We start from the raw sequence: 19,083 nt of genomic DNA, 5'->3' as shown, positions 1-19,083 counted from the left end.
GCCAGGAGCTCGGCCAGCCGGCCGAGCCGCACGGGCACGTCGTAGAGCCGGCCGGGCGCGAACCGCGCCCAGAGCCCGCGCATCCCGGGGACGAGCACCTTCACGACGGGGAGGCCGATGTCCGGGCGCGTCTGATCGAGCACGAACACCTCCAGTCCGGCCCGCTCGATCTTCGCCCGCACCAGTCCCAGATCCGCCAGCAGGTCGGCCGAGTACGCGTAGCCGTGGTCCGCCGGTCCGACGGCCCGTCGCGCCGGATCGGGGAGGAGGTACCGCTGCTCGGCCACCGCGGCCTCGCGCAGCCACCGGGCCGCGTCCGGGTCGTCGCCGCCGTCCCACCCGTCGAGGACGGCGGGCATCATCTGGTTCAGCTCGGTCAGCGCGCGCCGCAGGGCGACGGCCGGGTCGAGGTGCGCACCGAAGCCCATCATGATCTTCTCGGACGGCCCGCCGACGCACCGGGACAGCGCGGCGAACACGGGTATCCCGATGTCGGAGGTCACGTCCAGCACCCAGACGTCCCGGCCCACTCCGGCATACGTGCGGCGAAGCTCGCCGAGCCACGGATCACCGAACGCGTCGAGGTCGACGCCCCGCTGGCGGGTGCGGTTGTACCACCACAGCGCGACGGCGTCGCGCTCCACGACCTCGAGCAACCCCTGCAGCGCGGCGTCTTCGAGCGTGCTTCCCGCCGCGTTGCCGTTGGAGTCGGCGAACACGGACACCGGCCCCGGTCCGGCGGGCACGCCGAAGTACAGCAACGCGGTCGGGAACAACCGGTGCTCGCCGCGGGTGAGCGACCACACCGGCGTCCAGTCCAGCTCGGCGTCGTCGTCGAACGGGTCGCAGACGAACTGGAACGGGCCGTGGCGCTCGCGGGCCCGCACCCGGCCGGGGTACTGGCGCTCGTGGAACAGCTGGCAGGTGTCGGGGTGCACCGCCGCTTCGCCCAGCGAACGGAAGCTGGCCCGTACGCGTTCTTCGTCGCCGTCGTAGTGACCGCTGTGCCGTTCGAGGGCCTCGCACAGCGCTCCCACCTCGGCCTGGACCGGGGTGACGCCCTTGCCGCCGTTCTGGCTCCGCAGGGCCGTGCGCAACCGGTCGGCGCCACGACGGCCCAGCGCGATGTTGGGCCCAGAGCGGTAGGAGGCGAACAGGGCCGGACCGCGGGTGTCGCGTCGCAGCTCCTTGACCACGCCGGTCAGCGGGCTGACGAGGTGCCGGTAGGTGCCGAGCACCCGCTCCGGCGCTACCGCGCGGTGCCCGCCGCCCGCGGTGTCGGTCTTCGTCCTGGGTTCCAGGCGCACGGGCCGGCGGGTCCGCTCACGCACCAGCTCCGGGTTCCCGCACGAGGCGCACTGCGGACGGGCGCGAACCTCGTGCCGTTCCCCGGTCAGGTCACCGCTGTCGAACGTCCACAGTGCACATTGGCCGGGATTTCGCCGCCCGGCCAGCCATTTGACCGCTTCCAACGCGACGAGGTTCACCGCGAGGGCAGCCAGCGGGGCGAGCATGACCTCCGGGCGCGGAAGCGGTCCCGGCAGGCCGAGGGTGTCCCGGACGTGCGCTTCGGCGGGCCGGTTGCCCCACAGCCGCGTGGCCAGGCAGTGCCAGCAGGGGCCGTCGCCGGGGGTGAAGAACGGGCCGATCGACAGCCGTGACCCGGTCGGCTTGGCGAGCAGCCAGGGCCGTCCGGCCGCCCGCTGCCGTGCGTCCACTTCGGACAGACCGGCCTCGAGGTAGTCCCGGCACAGCACGACGGACAGGTCCGCGTCCTCGGCTCGCTCGACCAAGGTCAGGCCCGACGCGCGCAAGGCTTCCGCCGCGGCCGGAGTGGAACCCGCACCGGCCAGCGCGACCCGGCCGCGCGCGACGGCGGCCGTCGCGGCTTCACCGTCGCCGCCGATGGCGTCCCAGTAGGCCAGCGCCGGCCGATCCGCCGCGGAACCGGCCGCGGAGCGCAGGCCGACCACCTGTGTCTCCGCGAGCCGGGCCAGCAGGCCGGCGGCTTGTTCGGCGGGGACGTCCTCGGGCAGCTCGCGGTGCACCGCGGTGAAGTCCCGGGTGCCGTCCAGCAACGGGACCAGGGACTCCAGGTGCGGACCGCGCAGGGCGGCGGCCTCGTCTTCGGACAGCACGTACACCGCGTCGCCGGGCACCACCGCGACACTCAGGTGGCGCTTGAATCCGACGAGCGGCCGGGGCGGTTCGGTCACCCGTGGATCGCGGCCACCGGCGCCTCGACCCGGCACAAGCGAGCCGAGGCCGGGTGTTCCAGCCGGCAAGGGCTGACCGACGGCCGCACCGGGTCGTTTCCGCCGAGGCCGGCCGCCGCCCGGCCGTCCAGCCGGTCGACCGTCAACTCCGTCGTCCCGACCGCCCCGGTCCCGAACGCCGTCTCGAGCGCGCGTGTGAAGTCGTCCACGAAACCCCCTCGATGTCGTATACCGCGACTTCCATCGTGCCCGGACGATCCCGGATCCACCAGGTCCGGATGAGGACAATCAGGTCAGCAGCCCGGTCAGCAGCACCGCGGTCAGCCGCCGCGCCGACTCGCCCGTCCGTGCCGACGTCAGGGCGGTCAAGGCGAGCCGGACGTCGTCGATCGTGACCCGGGGCCGGAGGACGCCGTCGGCGTGGGCCCGCTCGACCAGCCGCGCGAACGCCTCGGCGTGCGCGCGGCGCCGGCCGGCGAACTCCGGTCCGGAAAGGACACCGGTCAGCCCCGGCTCCGTGGCCTGCCACTCGCCGAAGCGGTGGAACGTGCGGCTCAGCGCGCGGCGGCTGTCCGGATCGGCCATCGCGGCCCGCAGCTGCCGCTCGCACCGGTCGACCTGGCCGTCGAGCACGGCGGCGAGGAGGTCTGCGCGGCTCGGGAAGTGCCGGTGGACGGTCGCCGGGGCCAGACCCGCGCGCCGCGCGATCTCCCGCACCGGCAGGTCCGGGCCGTGGCGCGCGAAGGCCGTGTGCGCGACCGCGACGAGGTGCCGGCGGTTGTGTTCGGCGTCCGTCCGGCGTTTCCGAGTCAGTTCGTCGGCCACGGTTCTCACTTCCCGTTCGGCGCCGCTGATCTTTCCTAGCCTAGGCGCCATGTTCGCAACCCGATTCGAGCGGTTCGGCCCGCCGGAAGTCCTGTCCGCAGGCGAGGTTCCGGAGCCGCACGCCGGCCCCGGCCAGGTGCGGATCCGCGTCCGGACGGCCGGCGTCTCGCCGGTGGACCTGGCGATCCGCGCCGGGAAGTCCCGGTCGCCGATCGCCCTCCCGCACATCCCGGGCGTCGACGCCGCGGGCGTCGTGGACGAGGCCGGCCCCGGCGTTTCGGTCGGCGACGAGGTGTTCGGCGCGGTCGACGTCGCCCGGCTCGGCGGGGCGACCGCCGAGTTCGCCGTACTGGCGTTCTGGGCTCCGAAGCCGCCGTCGATGCCGTGGGAGCAGGCGGGCGCGGCGGGTTCCGGGATCGAGACGGCCACCCGCGCGCTCGACCTCCTCGACGTCCGCGACGGCATGACCCTGCTGGTCGACGGCGCGTCCGGCGGAGTCGGCAGTCTCGCGGTGGGTCTGGCGCTCGCGCGGGGCGCGCGGGTGATCGGGACGGCAGGCGACCCGGAGTTCGTCGAAAGCCTGGGCGCCACGGCGGTTCCGTACGGTCCCGGGCTGTCGTCTCGGGTGCCCGGCCGGGTCGACGCGGCGCTCGACGTCGCCGGAAAGGGCTCGCTGCCGGAGCTGGTGGCGCTGACCGGGACGCCGTCGTCGGTGGTCACGCTGGCCGACTTCAGCGGCCCGTCGCACGGCGTGCGCGTGTCGGTCGGGGCGTTGGGCGGCGAGCCGGACGGACGTCACGGCCTCGCGGCGGCCGCGGCGCTGTTCGAGGAGGGCCGGTTCCGCGTGCCGGTCGAGGAGGTGTTCACCGACGCGGCCGCCGCGCACGCCGCCGCCGAACGCGGGCCGCGGCGCGGAAAGCTGGTCGTGACGGTCAGCGGGTAGACGTCCGGACCGTCGTCGTCCATTCGGCCGTCCGGCCGGGTTCACGCGAGCCCAGCGCGATCAGGGCGCAGTCCCGGCCCTGATCGAACAGTGACTGCGCGACGGTCGTGAGCCCGGCGCGGCCGGCGTCCGGGTCGTCGTCCCAGCCGGCGACCGCGAGGTCCTCCGGCACGCGCAGGCCGCGGCGGCGCGCGGCGTCGAGGACGGCGAACGCGAGCTGGTCGCTCATGGCGATCACCGCGTCGGGCTCGGTGTCGAGGAGCGCGTCGGCCTGCTTCGCGGCTTCGTCACGGTCGTTGCGGGCGACGACGGCCACCGGCAGGCCGCCTGGGTCGCCGAGGTGGTCGTAGATGCCGAGGAGCCGCTCCCGCGTGACCGGGAAGGCGATGGTTTCCGGTGACGGCGCGGTTTCCAGCCGGGGCCGGCGGTCGCGGTCGAAGGGGAAGCTGAGCAGGGCGGGCCGGCGCGCCCCGGCGAAGGTCCGCGCGGCGAGTTCCCGCGCGGACGCCCGGTTGTCGATGCTGACCACCCGCGCGCCGGCGAACGCGGGGCCGCCGTGGATCGCGACCGGTTTGCCGAGCCCGCCGACGACGTCGAGCACGGGATCGCCGTCGACGGTCGTCCACACGATGTAGCCGTCGACCGACGCCGACCGGACGCGCTCGACGTCGTCCGCCGCGCCGGTCGTCGGGATCAGGTTGAGGCCGCTGCCGCGCTCGCGGCAGACCTCGGCGACGCCGGCGAGGAACCGGCGGGCCTGCGGGTCTTCGAAGGCGTAGGCGAGGTGTTCGCCGAGCACGACGCCGATGGCGCCGTTGTGCCGCCGGCGCAGCGACCGCGCGGTCGGGTCCGGCCCGCGGTAGCCCAGCTCGGCCGCGACCTCGCGGACGCGGCGCAGCGTCTCGGGCGCGACCCGGTCGGGCTGGTTGTAGCAGTACGACACGGTCATCGCCGAGACCCCGCACCGGCGCGCGACGTCGGCCATCGTCGGTCTGGACATCGCCCCACCCTAGCTGTGTATCGTTAAACAATGCTCGTCGAACCTCGGACGAGGCTGGCCCTGGGCGCGCTCGGCGCCGCCTGCTTCGTGTCCGTGACCTCGGAGAACCTGCCCGTGGCGCTGCTGCCGCAGCTCGCGTCCGGGCTGGGGGTGAGCGATTCCGCGATCGGGCTGCTGATGACCGGGTACGCGCTGGTCGTGGCGGTCTCGGTGGTACCGCTGGTCGCGCTGACGTCCCGCTGGGACCGCCGGACGACGGCGCTGGTCACGCTCGGGATGGTCGTGGTGTCCAACGTCGTGCTGGCCGTCGCGCCGAACTACGGCGTCGCGATCGCCGCGCGGCTGGTGGCGGCCGCGGGCCACGGCGTGTTCTGGTCGGTCGTCGCGTCGATGGCCGCCCGCCTGCTCGGGCCCGGCCGGGGCGGCCGCGCGACGGCGGTGGTGTTCGCGGGCAATTCCCTGGCGTTCCTGTTCGGGCTGTCGGTGAGTTCGTGGCTCGGGACGACCTTCGGCTGGCGGCTCGCCGTTCTCGTGGTGGCGGCCGTCGCGGCGGTGACGGCGCTGGTGATCCGCGTGACGGTCGGCCCGATGCCCGCCGTCGCCCCCGCTTCCGGCTCCCGGATCGCCGTCGACCGCACGCAGTTCCCGGTCAACGTGACGACGCTCCTCGTGGTCACCGGCCACTTCGCCGCGTTCACCTACATCACGGCGATCATCGCGCGGTACGTCCACCTCACCGGTCCGGCGACTTCGGCTTTGCTCTTCGCCCACGGCTTGGCGGGCTTGGCCGGCCTGGTCCTGATCGGCCGCCACATCGACCACCACCCGCGCGCGACGGCGCTGGTCACGACGGCGGGTCTCGCGGTCTGCACGCTGACGCTGCTGGTGTCCCCGGGACCGGTGGTCGCGGGCACGGCGATCGTGGCGTGGGCGGGCCCGGCGGCGGGGATCGGTGTGGTGCTGCAGGCGGCGGTCCTGCGGGTGGCGAAGGACCGGCCGGACCTGGCGTCGGCGGTGTACATCGTGGCGTTCCAGATCGGCATCGCGCTGGGCGCCGCGCTCGGCGGAGTCGGCCTGGACCACGGGATGCTGCCGCTGGCGGTGGTCATCGCGGCAGCGGGCGGGTGGGCGTCGGCGGTCGTGGTGTGGCGGTCGAAGGCGTTCGCCTCAGCCGCCTGAGCCGGGCGAGTCGATGTGTTCGACGTAGAGCGGGGACGCGGCCAAGACCACGCCGTCGGCAGTCGGGATGCGCGCGGTCACTCGCGCGTAGCCGGCCATCCACGCCGCCGTGTACCCGGGCTGCAGGGTTCGGGTCAGGTTCCGGACGTCCTCCCGGATGCGGCTCGCGAGGTGTCGACGGCCTTCCCGAGGGACTGGTCGATCTCCTTCGAAGCCTTCTTCTCGAATTTGGCGCCCGTGCTCACGACGCTGATGCCGCGACCCCGGAGTATCCGACCGGCGGCCGGCTGCGACTGCTGCTGCACGGCTCCGCGCCCCACCTGCTCGAGACCCGATCTGGTCCGGATCGCGAATCCGGCGGACGACTCCGCGGCTCACGGTGGCACGAGTTCGCCGAGATGATGCGACTGTTCCTGACGGACGACGCCGCGGCGAAGGATCCGGACGCCGCGAAAATCATCCAGGACTACAGCGAATTCTACCGGTCCCTTGAGCTCGAGCGAACCTTCGAGTCCCCTGAACGCCGACGCCTTCGGCAAGCCGGGCAGCACTTGCCGCAGTTTGGCGTCGGAGACGTAGACCAGTTCGCGCATCCCGATATCTTGCCGGACCGGGCGCCGCCGAAGCAGCCTGCCTCAGCCGCCCAGCCGGTGCACCCGCAACGCCAGCTGGATCTCCAGCGCCCGGTCCGGCGCCTGCCAGTCCTCCCCCAGCAGCGACGCCACCCGCTCCAGCCGCTGCACCACCGTGTTCACGTGGACGTGCAGCACGTCCTTCGTCCGCGCCAGCTGCGATCCGCTCGCGAAGTACGCCCGCAGCGTCGCCACCAGCTCCGTGCCCCGGCGGGCGTCGTAGTCCAGCACCGGGCCCAACGTCTTCCGCACGAACCCGTCCAGGTCCGCCTGGTCGCCCAGCAGCTGGCCCAGGAACCCCAGCCCCGCCATCGCCGCGCCTTCGCCGGTCCGGCCCAGCGCCAGCAGCGCCCGGACGCAGCGTGCCGCTTCCCCGTGGGCCGCGGCGATCGCCGACGGGCCGCTCGCCGGGCCCGCCGCGCCCACCGTGACCGGGCGGCCCGTCGCCGCGCCGAGGTCGGCCGCCACCCGGCGGGCCAGCTCGTCCGGGTCGCCCGCGCCGAGCAGGACGACCTCCTCCGCGTGCACCCCGACCAGCGTCGCGTGCCGGGCGGCCGCGCTCGCCACGCGCCGCCGCGAGCCGCCGTCGGCGTGCGCGACCAGCACCGCGTGCGGGGCCGACAGGTCGATCCCCAGCCGGCGGCCGCGCGCGAGCAGCGCCCGCGGGTTGCGGTCGGGCGCGGTCAGCAGATCCGTCAGCAGCTCGCCGCGGACCTCGTCCTCGGCCCGCACCACCGATCGCCGCAGCATCAGCAGCAACGCCGTCACGACGCCCGCGCGTTCGAACAGCCGCCGGTCCGGATCGGACAGCGCGGCGCGGCCCGTCAGCACGAGACTGCCGAGCGCCTCCGGGCCGGCCTGCACCGCGCAGACCCAGGTGTCCTTTGTGGACACGGCGCGGCCGGCGGCGCGGGCCGCGGCGAGCGCGTCCGGGTCCAGCGGGGCCGGGGAAGCCGAGCTGGCCAGCAGCGTGCGGTCGGCGTCGTAGACCGTGAGGTCACCGTGCAGCACCCCGGCGACGGCGGCCGCGACGTCCGGCAGGTCGCCGCCGCGCAGCACCAGGTCGGTCAGCCGGTCGTGCGCGTCCTGGGCGCGTTCCATCGCCTCGGTGTGCGCGCGGATCGTCGCGTTGGCCTCGTTGAGCTCCGCGACGGCGCGGCGGGTCTGGTCGAGCAGGTTCGCGCTGTCGAGGGCGATCGCCGCGTGGTCGGCCAGCGACGACAGCAGCGCCACCTCGTCCGCGGAGAACTCCCGCGCACCGCGGTCCGACGCGAAGAGGACGCCCAGCACCTTCGGGCCGATGGCCAGGGGCACGCCGAGGATCGCGGTCAGGCCTTCGTCGTGGACGCCGGAGTCGATGTGCCGGGTGTGCTTGAACCGGTCGTCGTGGAAGTAGTCCGCCGTCGCGTACGGCCGCGCGGTCTGCGCCACCAGCCCGCCGAGGCCCTCCCCCATACCGAGCACGATCTGCTGGAACTCCGCCGACACCGACCCGTCGCTGACCCGGACGTAGGTCTTGTTCTCGGCCTCGTTGTTCAGCGACAGGTACGAGACGTCGACGTTGAGCAGCGCCCGCGCCCGCCGGACGATCGACCGCAGCACGGTGTCCGGATCGGACAGTGCGGCGAGCTCGCTCGCGGTGTCGAACAGCGCGCCGAGCTGGGCCTCGCGCCGCCGGTGCTCTTCCAGGGTCTCGCGGATCCGCAGGGCCAGCTCGCCCGCGCCGGCCAGCGCGGCCAGGTCGGCCGGGGCGAGGACACCCTCGGCCCGCGCGGCCACGACGACGTGCGCCAGCTGCTCGCTGCTCGCCCCGGAGGCGAGCAGGTCGAGCAGCCGGCGCACGGCCGTGACGTTCTCGGGCGGTACGGTCACGGCGGTCATGCTAGGGCGAAACGGTCGCCGACCCCGCCTCGACGGCTTCGACACCATCGTCGTGCAGCGACTCGCCCCGCGTCTCGCGGGCCGCGAGCAGGGCGATCACGGTGATCAGGCACATTGCCGTGACGTACAGCGACACCGGCACGGTGCTGCCCCAGGCGGAGAACAGCGCGACGGCGATCAGCGGGGCGACGGCCCCCGCGGCGATCGACGACAGCTGCCCGCCGACCGAGAGGCCGGTGTAGCGCACCCGCGTCGGGAACTGCTCGGCAAAGAACGCGGCCTGCGGGCCGTACATCGCGCCGTGCAGCACCAGCCCGACGGTCGCGGCCAGCACGATCACCGCCGACGACTTCGTGTCCAGCAGCGCGAAGAACGCGAAGCTCCACAACGCCATCCCGATCGCGCCGAACAGGTAGACCGGGCGCCGCCCGACGCGGTCGGAGAGCGCGCCCCACAGCGGGATCGTCACGAAGTGCACGGCCGAGCCGATCAGCACGGCGCTCAGGCCGACGCCCTTCGGCAGGTGCAGCCCGGTCGTGACGTACACGAGGATGAACGCGGTGATCACGTAGTACGAGACGTTTTCGGCCATCCGCGCGCCGATCGTGATCAGCACCTGGCGCCAGCTGTCGCGGAAGACCTCGACGACCGGCACGTGCTTGTCGGTGTGCGTCTCGGCCTGCTTCTGCGCGGCCAGGAACACCGGCGACTCGGCGACGGCCAGCCGGATCCAGAGCCCGATCAGCAGCAGGACGCCGGAAAGCAGGAACGGGACGCGCCAGCCCCAGGCCAGGAACGTCGCGTCGGACTGCATCGCCGAGAGGATCGCCAGGACGGCGGTCGCCAGCAGGTTGCCACCGGGCGCGCCGCACTGCGGCCAGCTCGCCCAGAACCCGCGACGGCGGTCGTCGCCGTGTTCGGAGACGATCAGGACGGCCCCGCCCCACTCACCGCCCAGCGCGAAGCCCTGCACGAGCCGAAGCAGCGTGAGGAGGATGGGCGCCGCGACGCCCGCGCTCGCGTACGTCGGCAGCACGCCCATCAGGCACGTCGAGCCGCCCATCAGCACCAGGCTGACGACCAGGAGCTTCTTGCGCCCGAGCCGGTCGCCGAAGTGGCCGAAGACGAGGCCGCCGATCGGGCGGGCGAGGAACCCGACGGCGTAGGTCAGGAACGCCAGCAGCGTGCCGGTCAGCGGGTTCGCCGTCGGGAAGAACAGCTTGTTGAACACCAGCGCGGCGGCCGAGGTGTAGAGGAAGAAGTCGTACCACTCGATCGTGGTGCCGATCAGGCTCGCGCCGACGATCTTGGCGATCGCCGACCGGTTCGGTTGACTCACTGCGGGCTCCACTTCCTTGTGGTGACAGGGTTTCAGGCGGCGTTACGCGGCGGTCCAGCCGCCGTCGAGCGGGATGGACGCCCCGGTGACGTGGCCGGCGTGCGGCGAGCACAGCCACGTCACCAGGGAAGCGACGTCGTCGGCTTCGATGAGCTTCTTGATGGCCGCGCGCTTGAGGAGGACCTCGGCGACGACGTCCTCGCGCGGGATGTCGTGCTCGGCGGCCTGCGCGTCGATCTGCCCGTCGACCAGCGGGGTGCGGACGTACCCGGGGTTGACGCAGTTGCTCGTGACGCCGTGTTCGGCCCCTTCGAGGGCGGCGACCTTGGAGAGGCCTTCCAGCCCGTGCTTGGCGGCGACGTAGGCGGATTTGAAGGCCGAGGCGCGCAGCCCGTGGACGCTCGACATGTTGACGATCCGGCCGAAGCCCCGCGCGTACATCGACGGCAGCGTGTGGCGGATGAGCAGGAAGGGCGCCGTGACCATCAGCGCCTGGATGCGGGCGAACACGTCCGGCGGGAAGTCTTCGAGCGGCGCGACGTGCTGGATCCCGGCGTTGTTGACCAGGACGTCGACCTCGGCGGGCAAGGCACCGATGGTGGCGGCGTCGGTGAGGTCGGCGACGTGCGCCCAGCCCCCGACCTCGGCGGCGACGGCTTCGGTGCGGTCACCGTCGATGTCGACGACGTGCACCTTGGCCCCGGCCGCGGCGAGAGCGCGGACGCAGGCCAGGCCGATGCCCGAGGCCCCGCCGGTGACGAGGGCGGTGCGCCCGTCCAGATCGCTGGTCATGGACGGGAACGGTAAGCGTGACCCGGGTCGCGGGCTATGTGCGAGAGAGCTACAGCTTGCGAAGATCCTGTGGCGACGGTGGACATAGGCCGATCAGGAAGGCCTGCCACGATCGGGTGGAGATTTCGAGGGTGCCGCCGGAGCGGTCCTTGGTGTCGCGGATTTTTGCCGCAGGTCCAAGCGCCACTTCCACGCACTTGTCCTCGCCCGAGTAACTGGACTTCCGCCACACGGTCATTGGTTCCCTCCCAGGTCGGCGATCACCTCCCCGATGAACTCCGCGCTTTCGCGTTCATCCATCGCCAGCGCCGCCATGTCCTTCGCCGCTCTGCGGTAACCGGCCACCTGATCGTCATCGTAGAGGTAAGCGCTGGCCTGGTAGAGCTCCACGAAGACGATCGACGGAAGCGCGGCGAAGTCGAGCACCGCGAAGTTGCCGTGCAGACCGGCATGGGCACCGCACCCCGCGGGCAAGACCTGCAACCTCACGTTGCTTCGGACCGAGGCCTGCCGGAGGTACCGAAGCTGCTCCACCATCACCTGGTCGCCGCCGACCCCGCTGCGCAAGGCTCCCTCCCCCACCAGCACGTGGTAGGCGAGCGGGTGATGCCGGGTGAGCACGTTGCGCCGAGCCATCCTCGCCTGGATCACCGTCGCGATCCGGTCCGGCGGCAACCCACCGGCGGCCAGGAAAGCCCGGGTGTAGTCCGGAGTCTGGAAGAGCCCCGGAACCACCGCGGGCTCCCAATCGAACATCGCCTCCGCCGCGCGCTCGTACTCGGCGTAAGCCCCCGCGCTCGGCGCTACCCCAGGCACCGCCTTCTCCAGCCAGCTCAGCTCCCGCGCGTTGCTCGCCAGCTCCAGGAGCCGGGCCCGCTCCCCCGGCTCCACGACCAACACCCCCATCAGCAACGCCACCTGCTCCACCTTGGGAATCCGCTTCCCGTACTCCCAGTTGGACAGCTCCTGCGGCAGCACGCCGATCAACCTCGCCAGCTCGCGCACGCCGAGGTCCCGGTCCGTCCGGCAGGCACGCAGCCCGAAGCCGAGCGCTCTCGCCCGGGGTGTCGCGAAGGGTGTCGCCATGACCGCATTCTGTCACCGGGGTCCGACAGTTCCGGCACCTCCACTTCGGCTGGTGTCACAAATCCGCGTCAGGTTTCCTGCAGGTCATGGACCCGGACCACGCGCTGCTGACCCGTCTGCGCGACCTGACCGAAACCCTCGCCGGCGACGTCTCCTGGCTCGCCGGCCCGCCCCTGCGCGCGGACGGGATGCGCGACCTGGGCGAGCGTCTCGCCTGCCTCGGCGCGGACCTGATCAGCCGGGCGGGCGTGCTCGACGACATCGCCGCCGCCCGCCTGCCCGCCCACGGCTGGATCCCCGAGTGCGGGCCGGATCCGCGTCGCCGTCTCGCGCACTACGTCGGCCGCGGCGAGGTCCGGCTGGGCCTCATCTACTTCTCGGGCTGCGGCGCGGGCTGCTTCCCCTTCTACGGCACCGATCCGGCGGGCAAGACCGAACGGCACGAGCGCTGCGACAAGTGCGTCAAGGAGGCCTACCGCCTCATGAGCGTTCCTTCAGCACCGCCAGGTAGTGCACGTTCGTCATGACGCCGAGGACGTTCCCGAACGGGTCGACGACCGACGCCGTCACGAACCCGGGCCCGCGCTCGGTGATCGGCTCGTACTCCTTCGCGCCCAGCTCGTGCAGGCGGGCGACGGTGGCCTCGAGGTCGTCGACGTGCCAGTAGACGATCTCGCCGCTCGCCCCGCCCATACTCGCGGGGACGTACTTGCGGTCGATGAGGCCGAGTTCGTGCTGGTAGTCGCCGATCCGGAACTCGGCGTACCCGGGCCGCTGGAAGTACGGCTCGATCCCCAGGAACTCGGTGTACCAGGCCTGCGCGGCCGCGTGGTCGTCGGCGAAGTACGAAACAGTGGCCATTCCTCGCAGCATGGCTGCTCCTCTCAAGCGGTCTGACGCCATCATGCGGAGTGAAAGTGCGCACCGAATGAGCACTTTGTTTGCGAGACTTCCCCCATGCGCGCCGACCGTCTCGTGGCCACCCTCCTGCTGATGCAGACGCGCGGCCGGGTCACGGCCGCCGAAGTGGCGGCCGAGCTGGAGATCTCCGTCGCGACAGCCCGCCGTGACCTCGAAGCGCTCTCGACGGCCGGCGTCCCCGTCTACCCGCAGCCCGGCCGTGGCGGGGGCTGGCGGCTGGTCGGGGGCGCCCGCACCGACCTGTCCGGCCTGACCGCGCGCGAGGCACAGGCCCTGTTCCTCCTGGCCGGCCCGGCCGCGGCGGCGGCGCCCGAGGTCAAGTCGGCGCTGCGGAAGCTGATGGGCGCGCTGCCCGGCACGTTCCGCGCGGACGCCTCCGCGGCCGCCGAGGCCGTCCTGGTCGACCAGGCGGGCTGGGGTGAGCGCGTGAAGGAGCGGCCGCCGATGGTCTCGCTGCTGCGGGACGCCGTCATCGCGCGCCGCCGCGTCCGGCTCACCTACGCCGGCCGCGAAAAGACGGAACGGCTCGTCGACCCGTGGGGCCTGGTCGACAAGGACGACGTCTGGTACCTGGTCGCGGGGACGGACAAGGGCCGCCGGACGTTCCGGGTCGACCGGATCGTCGAGGCGGCCGCCACCGGCGACGCCGCGGACCGCCCGGCGGACCTCGAACTGGCGAAGGTGTGGGAAGAGGTCGTCGAGGAGATCGAGAAGCGCCGGTCGCTCCTCACCGCGGACGTGGTGCTCGGCCGCCGCCACTTCGGCGTGCTGCGCGACCGGTTCGGCCGGCACTGCGAGCTGGTCGCGGAGCTGCCCGAAGACCGGGTACGCGCTCGCGTCGCCGCTCCGGCGCCGATCATGATCGCGCAGGAGCTGGCGGGCTGGGGCGGGCTCGTCGAGGTCGAGGGCCCGGAGTCCGTCCGGGCCGAGCTGGCCCGGCTGGGAGCCGAGCTGGTTGCCCGCTATACACCCTGATGTCGTGAATGCCCCATTCGGGTCAACAAAGGGACTGACCGAGTCATTCGAGGCGCGGTCGGAGGCCTGCGCACACACCCCGTGGCCGCTAAGCTCCGTGAACGGCGTTAATCACTCCACAGTGGACATTGAGCAGGCCTACTACGAGTGTCCGTTACCCTCCGGTATCTGGCCGTTCGGAGTATCCGTGATCACCCGTTTGCTGTTACTGTGACGCCTCCGTGACCTGAACGTGTGTTCGGTGACACTTCGGTGAGGGCAGACGACGATGCGTGACGATGTGGTCGAGGCGAGTGCGGTGGTCGGGCACACGCCGGACGTGGTGTGGCAGATCGTCGGTTCGCCAGAGTGGTACTCGAGGTTCGTGCCCGAGATCGCCGGGTGCGAGATCCAGGAGCACGCCGCGCGCGGCCGGGGGCCCAGGGGCGTGATCCGGATCGTGCCCGAGCGCGGGCGGGTGATGGAAGCGCAGGTCCAGGCCGTCGTGTACCGGCCGGGCGAGCACGTCGTGTGGTGCGGCGTCCCCGACGAGGGCGCCTGGGTCTCGCTCGAGCTGAGACCGCTGGCCGGCGGGAAGACCGAGCTGTTCGTCCGGATGATGCTGCCGCCGTCGCACCTGGATCTGGTGTCTTCGGTGAAGAAGGACGTCCGCGCCCTCGCGCGGCGCCTCGACCTGCACCTGGCCGGGCAGTCCGACCCCGACGCCGACCGGGACGGCAACAAGGCCACGAAGCTGCGCACCACGAGCGTCCTGGTGCGCGCCGGCGTCCTGTCCGCGGGCCGCCCGGACAAGATCGCCCGCCAGCTCAGCTCGCTCGCCCAGTGGGGCGCCACCATCGCCGGCGGCTACCAGGCCGCCGCGGCCCGCGTCCCCGACGAGCCCGCCCTGCACGACGAGCGCAGCCTCCGCACCTTCCGCCAGGTCCAGGAGCGCAGCGACCGGCTCGCGAACGGGCTGAGCGAGCTCGGCGTCGGCGAGCGCGACCGGATCGCGCTGATGTGCCGCAACCACGCCGCGATGGTCGAGTCGTTCGTCGCGGCCAGCAAGCTCGGCGCCGACCTGATCCTGCTCAACACCGGCCTGTCCGCGGCTTCGGTCAAGGACGTGCTCGCCGAGCACGAGCCGGCCGCCGTGCTGGCCGACGACGAGTTCGCGCAGACCATCGCGAACGTCCCGGGCGACTTCGCCCGGATCAGCACGTGGCCGGACGCCGAAACCGGCTACCCGACCGTCGACGAGCTGATCCACGCCGCGCCCGCCGACCCGCCCAAGCCGGTCGACCGGCCGGGCCGCGTCGTCGTGCTGACGTCCGGGACCTCCGGGACGCCGAAGGGCGCGCGGCGCCCCACGCCCAAGGGCATGGGGACGGCCGCGGCGATCCTCGACCGGATCCCGCTGCGCGCCGGCGACCGGATCCTCGTCGCGGCGCCGCTGTTCCACAGCTGGGGCCTGGCCGCGATGCAGCTCGGCATGGCGCTGCGGGCGTCGCTCGCGCTGATCCGCAAGTTCGACGCGGAGGAGACGCTGCGGGCGATCGCGGAGCAGAAGTGCGACGCGCTGTTCGCCGTGCCGATCATGCTGCAGCGCATCATGGACCTGCCCGAGCGGGTGCGGGCGCGCTACGACCTGTCGTCGCTGCGGATCGTCGCGAGCAGCGGGTCGGCGATGTCCGGCACGTTCGTCACGCAGTTCATGGACACCTTCGGCGACGTCCTCTACAACTTCTACGGCTCGACCGAGGTGTCCTGGGCGAGCATCGCCGACCCGGGCGACCTGCGCGCGGCGCCGGGCACGGCCGGGCGCTGCCCGCTCGGCACGCGCGTCGCGATCCTCGACGAGGAGCGCAAGCCCGTCCCGCCGGGCGGCGAGGGCCAGATCTTCGTCGGCAACGACATGCTGTTCGACGGCTACACGAACGGCAAGGACCCGGCGCGGGCGGCGGACCTGATGGCCACCGGCGACGTCGGCTACCTCGACGCGGCGGGCCGCCTGTTCGTCACCGGCCGCGCCGACGAGATGATCGTGTCCGGCGGCGAGAACGTGTTTCCCCGCCCGGTCGAAGAAGCGCTGGTGGCGCTGCCCGGCGTGCACGACGCGGCGGTGGTCGGCGTGGCGGACGCGGAGTACGGTCAGCGGCTCGCGGCGTACGTCGTGCCGCGGCGCGGCGCCTCGCTGCACGCCGAGGACATCCGGGCCTACATCCACCAGCGGCTGGCCCGGTTCGCCGTCCCGCGCGACGTGTACTTCGTGCCGGACCTGCCCCGCAACGCGACGGGCAAGATCCTCAAGCGCCTGCTGCACGACGACACCTGGCCGGTCAGCAGCGACTACTGATGCCCGAGCACACGCCCGACGGCCGCTACATCGTCGTGAACGGCCGTCGGTGGCGGGCCACCGATCCGGAGATCCCGGACGACGTCCGCGACCGCCTGCAGAAGCACCTCATGGCGGCGCGGCGGGTGCAGGACCGGGAGCGCACCCAGCTGGCGAAGGTGGCGCTGGGCGAGCGCGGCGAACCGTGGTGGGAGCAGACGTCCGCGCAACGGCGTGAGCGCTGGGAAAGCGGCCTGGCCGACCTCGATCAGCCGACCGGCTGACGCAGCACGGTCTTGAGCCGCGCGGGCTCGGTCCGGCGCGGGTCGCCGAGGTAGACCTCGTGGTGCAGGCCGGTCTCCGCGAGTCCGTGCTCCGTGAGGAATTCACCGTGCAGGCGGGCGAGCAGCGGACCCTCGTCGTCGTACGGGCCGACGTGGAGCACCTGCGCGCAGCGCCCCTCGTGCAGCTTCTCGAGTCTTACGGGCGCGTCGATCTTCTTCTTGCGCCGCACCGATTCCCGGGCTTCCTCGACGGCGTCCTCACCGAGGGTGCCCGGGAGCGAGATCAGCATCGTCCACTGCCAGGAGTCCTTGGCGCGCACGGTGAACGCGGCGTAGTCCTCGGCCCACCACAGGCCTTCCAGCGGCCCGACGACGAAGTCCGCACCGGTGCGCTTGGCCGTCATCTTGATCGTGTAGGCGAAGGCGTACAGCGCTTCGACGGCTTTCCGGTAGCTGTCGGCGGTGTTCGGGTTGCCGCGGCCGTCGATCGCGAGGAACTGCTGCTCGGGCACGTCGAGCAGCGCCCAGTCGGTGTTCTTCGGCGCGTACAGCTGCTTCAGGTCTTTCTTGACGTCGTAGGGCATCAGGTCAGTCCTTCCAGCCACTCGGCTTCCGCCTCGAGCTGCTTGATCGAGTAGTCGAAGATCGCCCGGACGAACGGCGGCGCCTCGGCCTCGGCCGCGCGCCGGACCTCGGCCAGCCGCTCCCGCACGGCTTCCGCGCGCCGGGCCAGCGCCGCGCTGAGCCGTTCGGGTGGGATCGAAGGGCTGTTCGCCAGCCCGGCGAGCACCGGCGGGTGCACCGGGCGCAGTTCGGCGATGGCTGCCTCCGCGGCGGCCGCGCACGCCCGCCGGCCCGCGTCCGTCGCCGTGTAGGTCTTCTTGGCCTTGGCGTGCGCCCGCTCCCCCGTGACCTCGGCGACCAAGCCGCGGTCCCGGAGTTTGCCGAGCACGTAGTAGATCGAGCTGAAGCCGAGGGCGGTCCAGTCGCGCATGCCGCGTTCCGACACGACCTCGTCCAGCTCGTAGCCGTGTCTCGGCCGCTCGACCACGAGGCCGAGCACCGTCAGTTCCGCGTCGGTCAGCACGGCACTATTCTAGTGCTGGAATACTAGCGGTCGTCAAGGTCGCCGGAAATTGTCGGTGGGTGCTGGCATGCTTCACCGGGTAAGCGTCCCCGGGCCACTAGCCTGGGGAATCCGACCGGACGGCAAGGGAAACCAGTGGGGGGACAGGTGGTGACGGCGGTGCCGTGGACCGCGGAACGCGTGGCCGGGCTCGCGCCGGATCCCGCTTCGGAGAAGGCGGGCCGGGCGCTGGCCGCGCCGGCGAAGTGGTCGGGCGCGGGTGCGTCCGAGGACGCCGTGTGGGGCTTCTGCCAGGGCAGCGGCAAGAAGCCGTACCAAACGTGCGTCGAGCTCGCCGAGCCCGCGTTCCGGTGTTCCTGCCCCAGCCGGAAGTTCCCGTGCAAGCACGCCCTCGGGTTGCTGATGCTGTGGGCCGCGCGGCAGCTGGACACGGCCGAACCACCCGAGTGGGTGCACACCTGGCTCGCCGAACGCGCCGATCGCGCCCAGCGGGCGGAGAAACGCGCGGAAGCGGCCGGCCCGAAGGACGAGGAAGCGGCCGCGCGCCGCGCTTCGGATCGGGCGGCGCGCGTCGAAGGCGGCGTCGCCGAGCTGAAGGTCTGGCTGACCGACCGGATCGGCGCGGGCTTCGCCGGTTTCGAGCGCGGCGGCGGCGAAGAGCTGCGCACGGTGGCCGCCCGGATGGTCGACGCGCAGGCGTCCGGCCTGGCGAGCGGCCTGCGCAGGGCGGCGGCGATCGTCGGCCGCCGCGACTGGCCGGAGGCGCTGCTGGGCGAGCTGTCCCTGCTGTACCTGCTGGCGGACGCGGCCACTCGGCTGGACACGCTGCCGGCCCCGCTGGCGGAGACGGTCCGCACGCGGCTCGGTTTTTCGGTGGAAACGGCCCGGGTCCTCTCGGACGGCGAGCGCGTGTCGGACGAGTGGCTGATCACGGGCGCGGCGGACGAGGAGAACGACCGCCTGTTGACGCGCCGCACGTGGCTGCGCGGCCGGCTGACGGGCCGGGACGCGCTGGTGCTGTCGTTCGCGCCACCGGGCCGTCCACTGGACGCGTCGCTGCCACCGGGGCACCTGCTGACGGCGGAGCTGGCGTTCTACCCGGGCGCGGCCCCGTTGCGAGCCATGGTGGCCGAGCGCGGAATCCCCCTGCCGGCCCCGGCGACCGAGGGCGGTTCGATCGCGGACGCACTGGCGGCGTACGCACGGGCGATGGCGGCGGACCCGTGGCTGGAGCGCTGGCCGGTGCTGCTGTCGGGGGTCACCCCGGCCGAGCACGCGGGAGGCTGGTGTCTGTCCGAAAAGGACGGCACGGCGTTGCCGTTGGTGCCGTACGCGTTCCCGTGGTCGCTGCTGGCGATGTCGGCCGGCCGGCCGCTGACGGTGGCGGGCGAGTGGAGCCAGTCGGGGTTGCGGCCGTTGATGTGCTGGCAGGACGACCGGGCGGTGCGGCTGTGATCGTTTCCGACGCGCCTCACGAACGAGCCGACGAGAAGCTTCCGGCAGTTGTAGGGGCAATCACGAGCTTTCCCATCACCTCGAGCCCGGCCACACCACCTCACGCGGCCTGCCCAGGCTTCCCGACACCACGGCTGCCGAACCGAACCGCGGC

Annotated in this window: 20 protein-coding genes; 7 read left to right on the top strand and 13 right to left on the bottom strand. The window is 72.7% G+C overall.

Annotated features, from left to right (window positions below; all coding sequences use genetic code 11):
* The 3 genes from ABZ342_RS29990 to ABZ342_RS29980 form a co-directional block, all read right to left on the bottom strand.
* Positions 1 to 2,216: TOMM precursor leader peptide-binding protein (locus tag ABZ342_RS29990; protein ID WP_360479865.1), on the bottom strand; the 2,216-nt coding region annotated here is incomplete at its 3' end.
* A complete protein-coding gene (locus ABZ342_RS29985; protein WP_360479862.1) occupies positions 2,213 to 2,425 on the bottom strand; it encodes a hypothetical protein in 213 nt (70 codons plus the stop codon). The genes ABZ342_RS29985 and ABZ342_RS29990, both read right to left, overlap by 4 nt.
* A gap of 79 nt (positions 2,426 to 2,504) precedes the next feature.
* Positions 2,505 to 3,041: a helix-turn-helix domain-containing protein gene (locus tag ABZ342_RS29980; RefSeq protein ID WP_360479859.1), complete on the bottom strand. Its 537-nt coding sequence runs from the start codon at positions 3,039 to 3,041 to the stop codon at positions 2,505 to 2,507.
* A gap of 49 nt (positions 3,042 to 3,090) precedes the next feature.
* On the opposite strand from ABZ342_RS29980, the gene ABZ342_RS29975 reads away from it, so the two are divergent.
* Positions 3,091 to 3,984: an NADP-dependent oxidoreductase gene (locus ABZ342_RS29975; RefSeq protein WP_360479856.1), complete on the top strand. Its 894-nt coding sequence runs from the start codon at positions 3,091 to 3,093 to the stop codon at positions 3,982 to 3,984.
* Here ABZ342_RS29975 and ABZ342_RS29970 read toward each other — a convergent pair.
* Complete coding sequence (locus ABZ342_RS29970) at positions 3,974 to 4,984, bottom strand: LacI family DNA-binding transcriptional regulator (protein WP_360479853.1); 1,011 nt, start codon at positions 4,982 to 4,984, stop codon at positions 3,974 to 3,976. The two genes, ABZ342_RS29975 and ABZ342_RS29970, sit on opposite strands and share 11 nt — an antisense overlap.
* 30 nt (positions 4,985 to 5,014) lie before the next feature.
* Between ABZ342_RS29970 and ABZ342_RS29965 the strand changes: the two genes are divergently transcribed.
* The gene (locus tag ABZ342_RS29965) at positions 5,015 to 6,163 is read left to right on the top strand and encodes an MFS transporter (RefSeq protein ID WP_360479850.1); all 1,149 of its coding nucleotides are present in this window, start codon (positions 5,015 to 5,017) and stop codon (positions 6,161 to 6,163) included.
* Between the two features lie 374 nt (positions 6,164 to 6,537).
* Here the strand turns inward: ABZ342_RS29965 and ABZ342_RS29960 are convergent, their stop codons facing one another.
* The 6 genes from ABZ342_RS29960 to ABZ342_RS29935 are packed head-to-tail and all read right to left on the bottom strand — an operon-like array spanning position 6,538 to position 11,893.
* Complete coding sequence (locus ABZ342_RS29960; RefSeq protein WP_360479847.1) at positions 6,538 to 6,756, bottom strand: hypothetical protein; 219 nt, start codon at positions 6,754 to 6,756, stop codon at positions 6,538 to 6,540.
* Positions 6,757 to 6,798: 42 nt separating this feature from the next.
* Positions 6,799 to 8,676, bottom strand: a complete 1,878-nt coding sequence (locus ABZ342_RS29955) for a GAF domain-containing protein (protein ID WP_360479844.1) — start codon at positions 8,674 to 8,676, stop codon at positions 6,799 to 6,801.
* A 1-nt stretch (position 8,677) separates the two neighbouring features.
* Positions 8,678 to 10,015, bottom strand: a complete 1,338-nt coding sequence (locus ABZ342_RS29950; protein WP_360479841.1) for an MFS transporter — start codon at positions 10,013 to 10,015, stop codon at positions 8,678 to 8,680.
* Between the two features lie 42 nt (positions 10,016 to 10,057).
* Positions 10,058 to 10,807, bottom strand: a complete 750-nt coding sequence (locus ABZ342_RS29945; RefSeq protein ID WP_360479838.1) for a 3-hydroxybutyrate dehydrogenase — start codon at positions 10,805 to 10,807, stop codon at positions 10,058 to 10,060.
* Positions 10,808 to 10,856: 49 nt separating this feature from the next.
* The gene (locus ABZ342_RS29940) at positions 10,857 to 11,045 is read right to left on the bottom strand and encodes a DUF397 domain-containing protein (RefSeq protein ID WP_360479835.1); all 189 of its coding nucleotides are present in this window, start codon (positions 11,043 to 11,045) and stop codon (positions 10,857 to 10,859) included.
* On the bottom strand, positions 11,042 to 11,893 hold the full coding sequence (locus ABZ342_RS29935; RefSeq protein ID WP_360479832.1) for a helix-turn-helix transcriptional regulator: 852 nt from the start codon (positions 11,891 to 11,893) through the stop codon (positions 11,042 to 11,044). The genes ABZ342_RS29940 and ABZ342_RS29935 overlap by 4 nt, the downstream gene beginning before the upstream one ends.
* 86 nt (positions 11,894 to 11,979) lie before the next feature.
* Between ABZ342_RS29935 and ABZ342_RS29930 the strand changes: the two genes are divergently transcribed.
* Positions 11,980 to 12,420 (top strand): hypothetical protein, encoded by a 441-nt coding sequence (locus tag ABZ342_RS29930; protein ID WP_360479829.1) that lies wholly within the window; start codon positions 11,980 to 11,982, stop codon positions 12,418 to 12,420.
* Here the strand turns inward: ABZ342_RS29930 and ABZ342_RS29925 are convergent.
* Positions 12,374 to 12,766, bottom strand: a complete 393-nt coding sequence (locus ABZ342_RS29925; RefSeq protein WP_360479826.1) for a VOC family protein — start codon at positions 12,764 to 12,766, stop codon at positions 12,374 to 12,376. The two genes, ABZ342_RS29930 and ABZ342_RS29925, sit on opposite strands and share 47 nt — an antisense overlap.
* An 84-nt stretch (positions 12,767 to 12,850) precedes the next feature.
* Here ABZ342_RS29925 and ABZ342_RS29920 point away from each other — a divergent pair, with 84 nt between their 5' ends.
* From ABZ342_RS29920 to ABZ342_RS29910, 3 genes are all read left to right on the top strand, one after another.
* Positions 12,851 to 13,789 (top strand): WYL domain-containing protein, encoded by a 939-nt coding sequence (locus tag ABZ342_RS29920; protein WP_360479823.1) that lies wholly within the window; start codon positions 12,851 to 12,853, stop codon positions 13,787 to 13,789.
* A gap of 268 nt (positions 13,790 to 14,057) precedes the next feature.
* Entirely contained in the window at positions 14,058 to 16,124 is a 2,067-nt protein-coding gene (locus ABZ342_RS29915; protein WP_360479820.1) for an AMP-binding protein, read from the top strand.
* A complete protein-coding gene (locus tag ABZ342_RS29910; protein ID WP_155546285.1) occupies positions 16,124 to 16,387 on the top strand; it encodes a hypothetical protein in 264 nt (87 codons plus the stop codon). The genes ABZ342_RS29915 and ABZ342_RS29910 overlap by 1 nt, the downstream gene beginning before the upstream one ends.
* Here ABZ342_RS29910 and ABZ342_RS29905 read toward each other — a convergent pair.
* Both ABZ342_RS29905 and ABZ342_RS29900 read right to left on the bottom strand, forming a co-directional pair.
* Entirely contained in the window at positions 16,372 to 16,971 is a 600-nt protein-coding gene (locus ABZ342_RS29905) for a GyrI-like domain-containing protein (RefSeq protein ID WP_360479817.1), read from the bottom strand. The two genes, ABZ342_RS29910 and ABZ342_RS29905, sit on opposite strands and share 16 nt — an antisense overlap.
* The gene (locus ABZ342_RS29900) at positions 16,971 to 17,474 is read right to left on the bottom strand and encodes a PadR family transcriptional regulator (protein WP_360479814.1); all 504 of its coding nucleotides are present in this window, start codon (positions 17,472 to 17,474) and stop codon (positions 16,971 to 16,973) included. Before ABZ342_RS29900 ends, ABZ342_RS29905 begins: the two co-directional genes overlap by 1 nt.
* A 135-nt stretch (positions 17,475 to 17,609) precedes the next feature.
* Here ABZ342_RS29900 and ABZ342_RS29895 point away from each other — a divergent pair, with 135 nt between their 5' ends.
* Positions 17,610 to 18,929, top strand: coding sequence for an SWIM zinc finger family protein (locus ABZ342_RS29895; protein WP_360479811.1), 1,320 nt, complete (start codon positions 17,610 to 17,612; stop codon positions 18,927 to 18,929).
* The last annotated feature ends 154 nt before the right edge of the window (positions 18,930 to 19,083 follow it).

The sequence above is a fragment of the Amycolatopsis sp. NPDC005961 genome (assembly GCF_040629235.1).
GTDB classification, from domain to species: domain Bacteria; phylum Actinomycetota; class Actinomycetes; order Mycobacteriales; family Pseudonocardiaceae; genus Amycolatopsis; species Amycolatopsis camponoti.
This window is presented reverse-complemented; position numbering and strand designations above follow the sequence as displayed.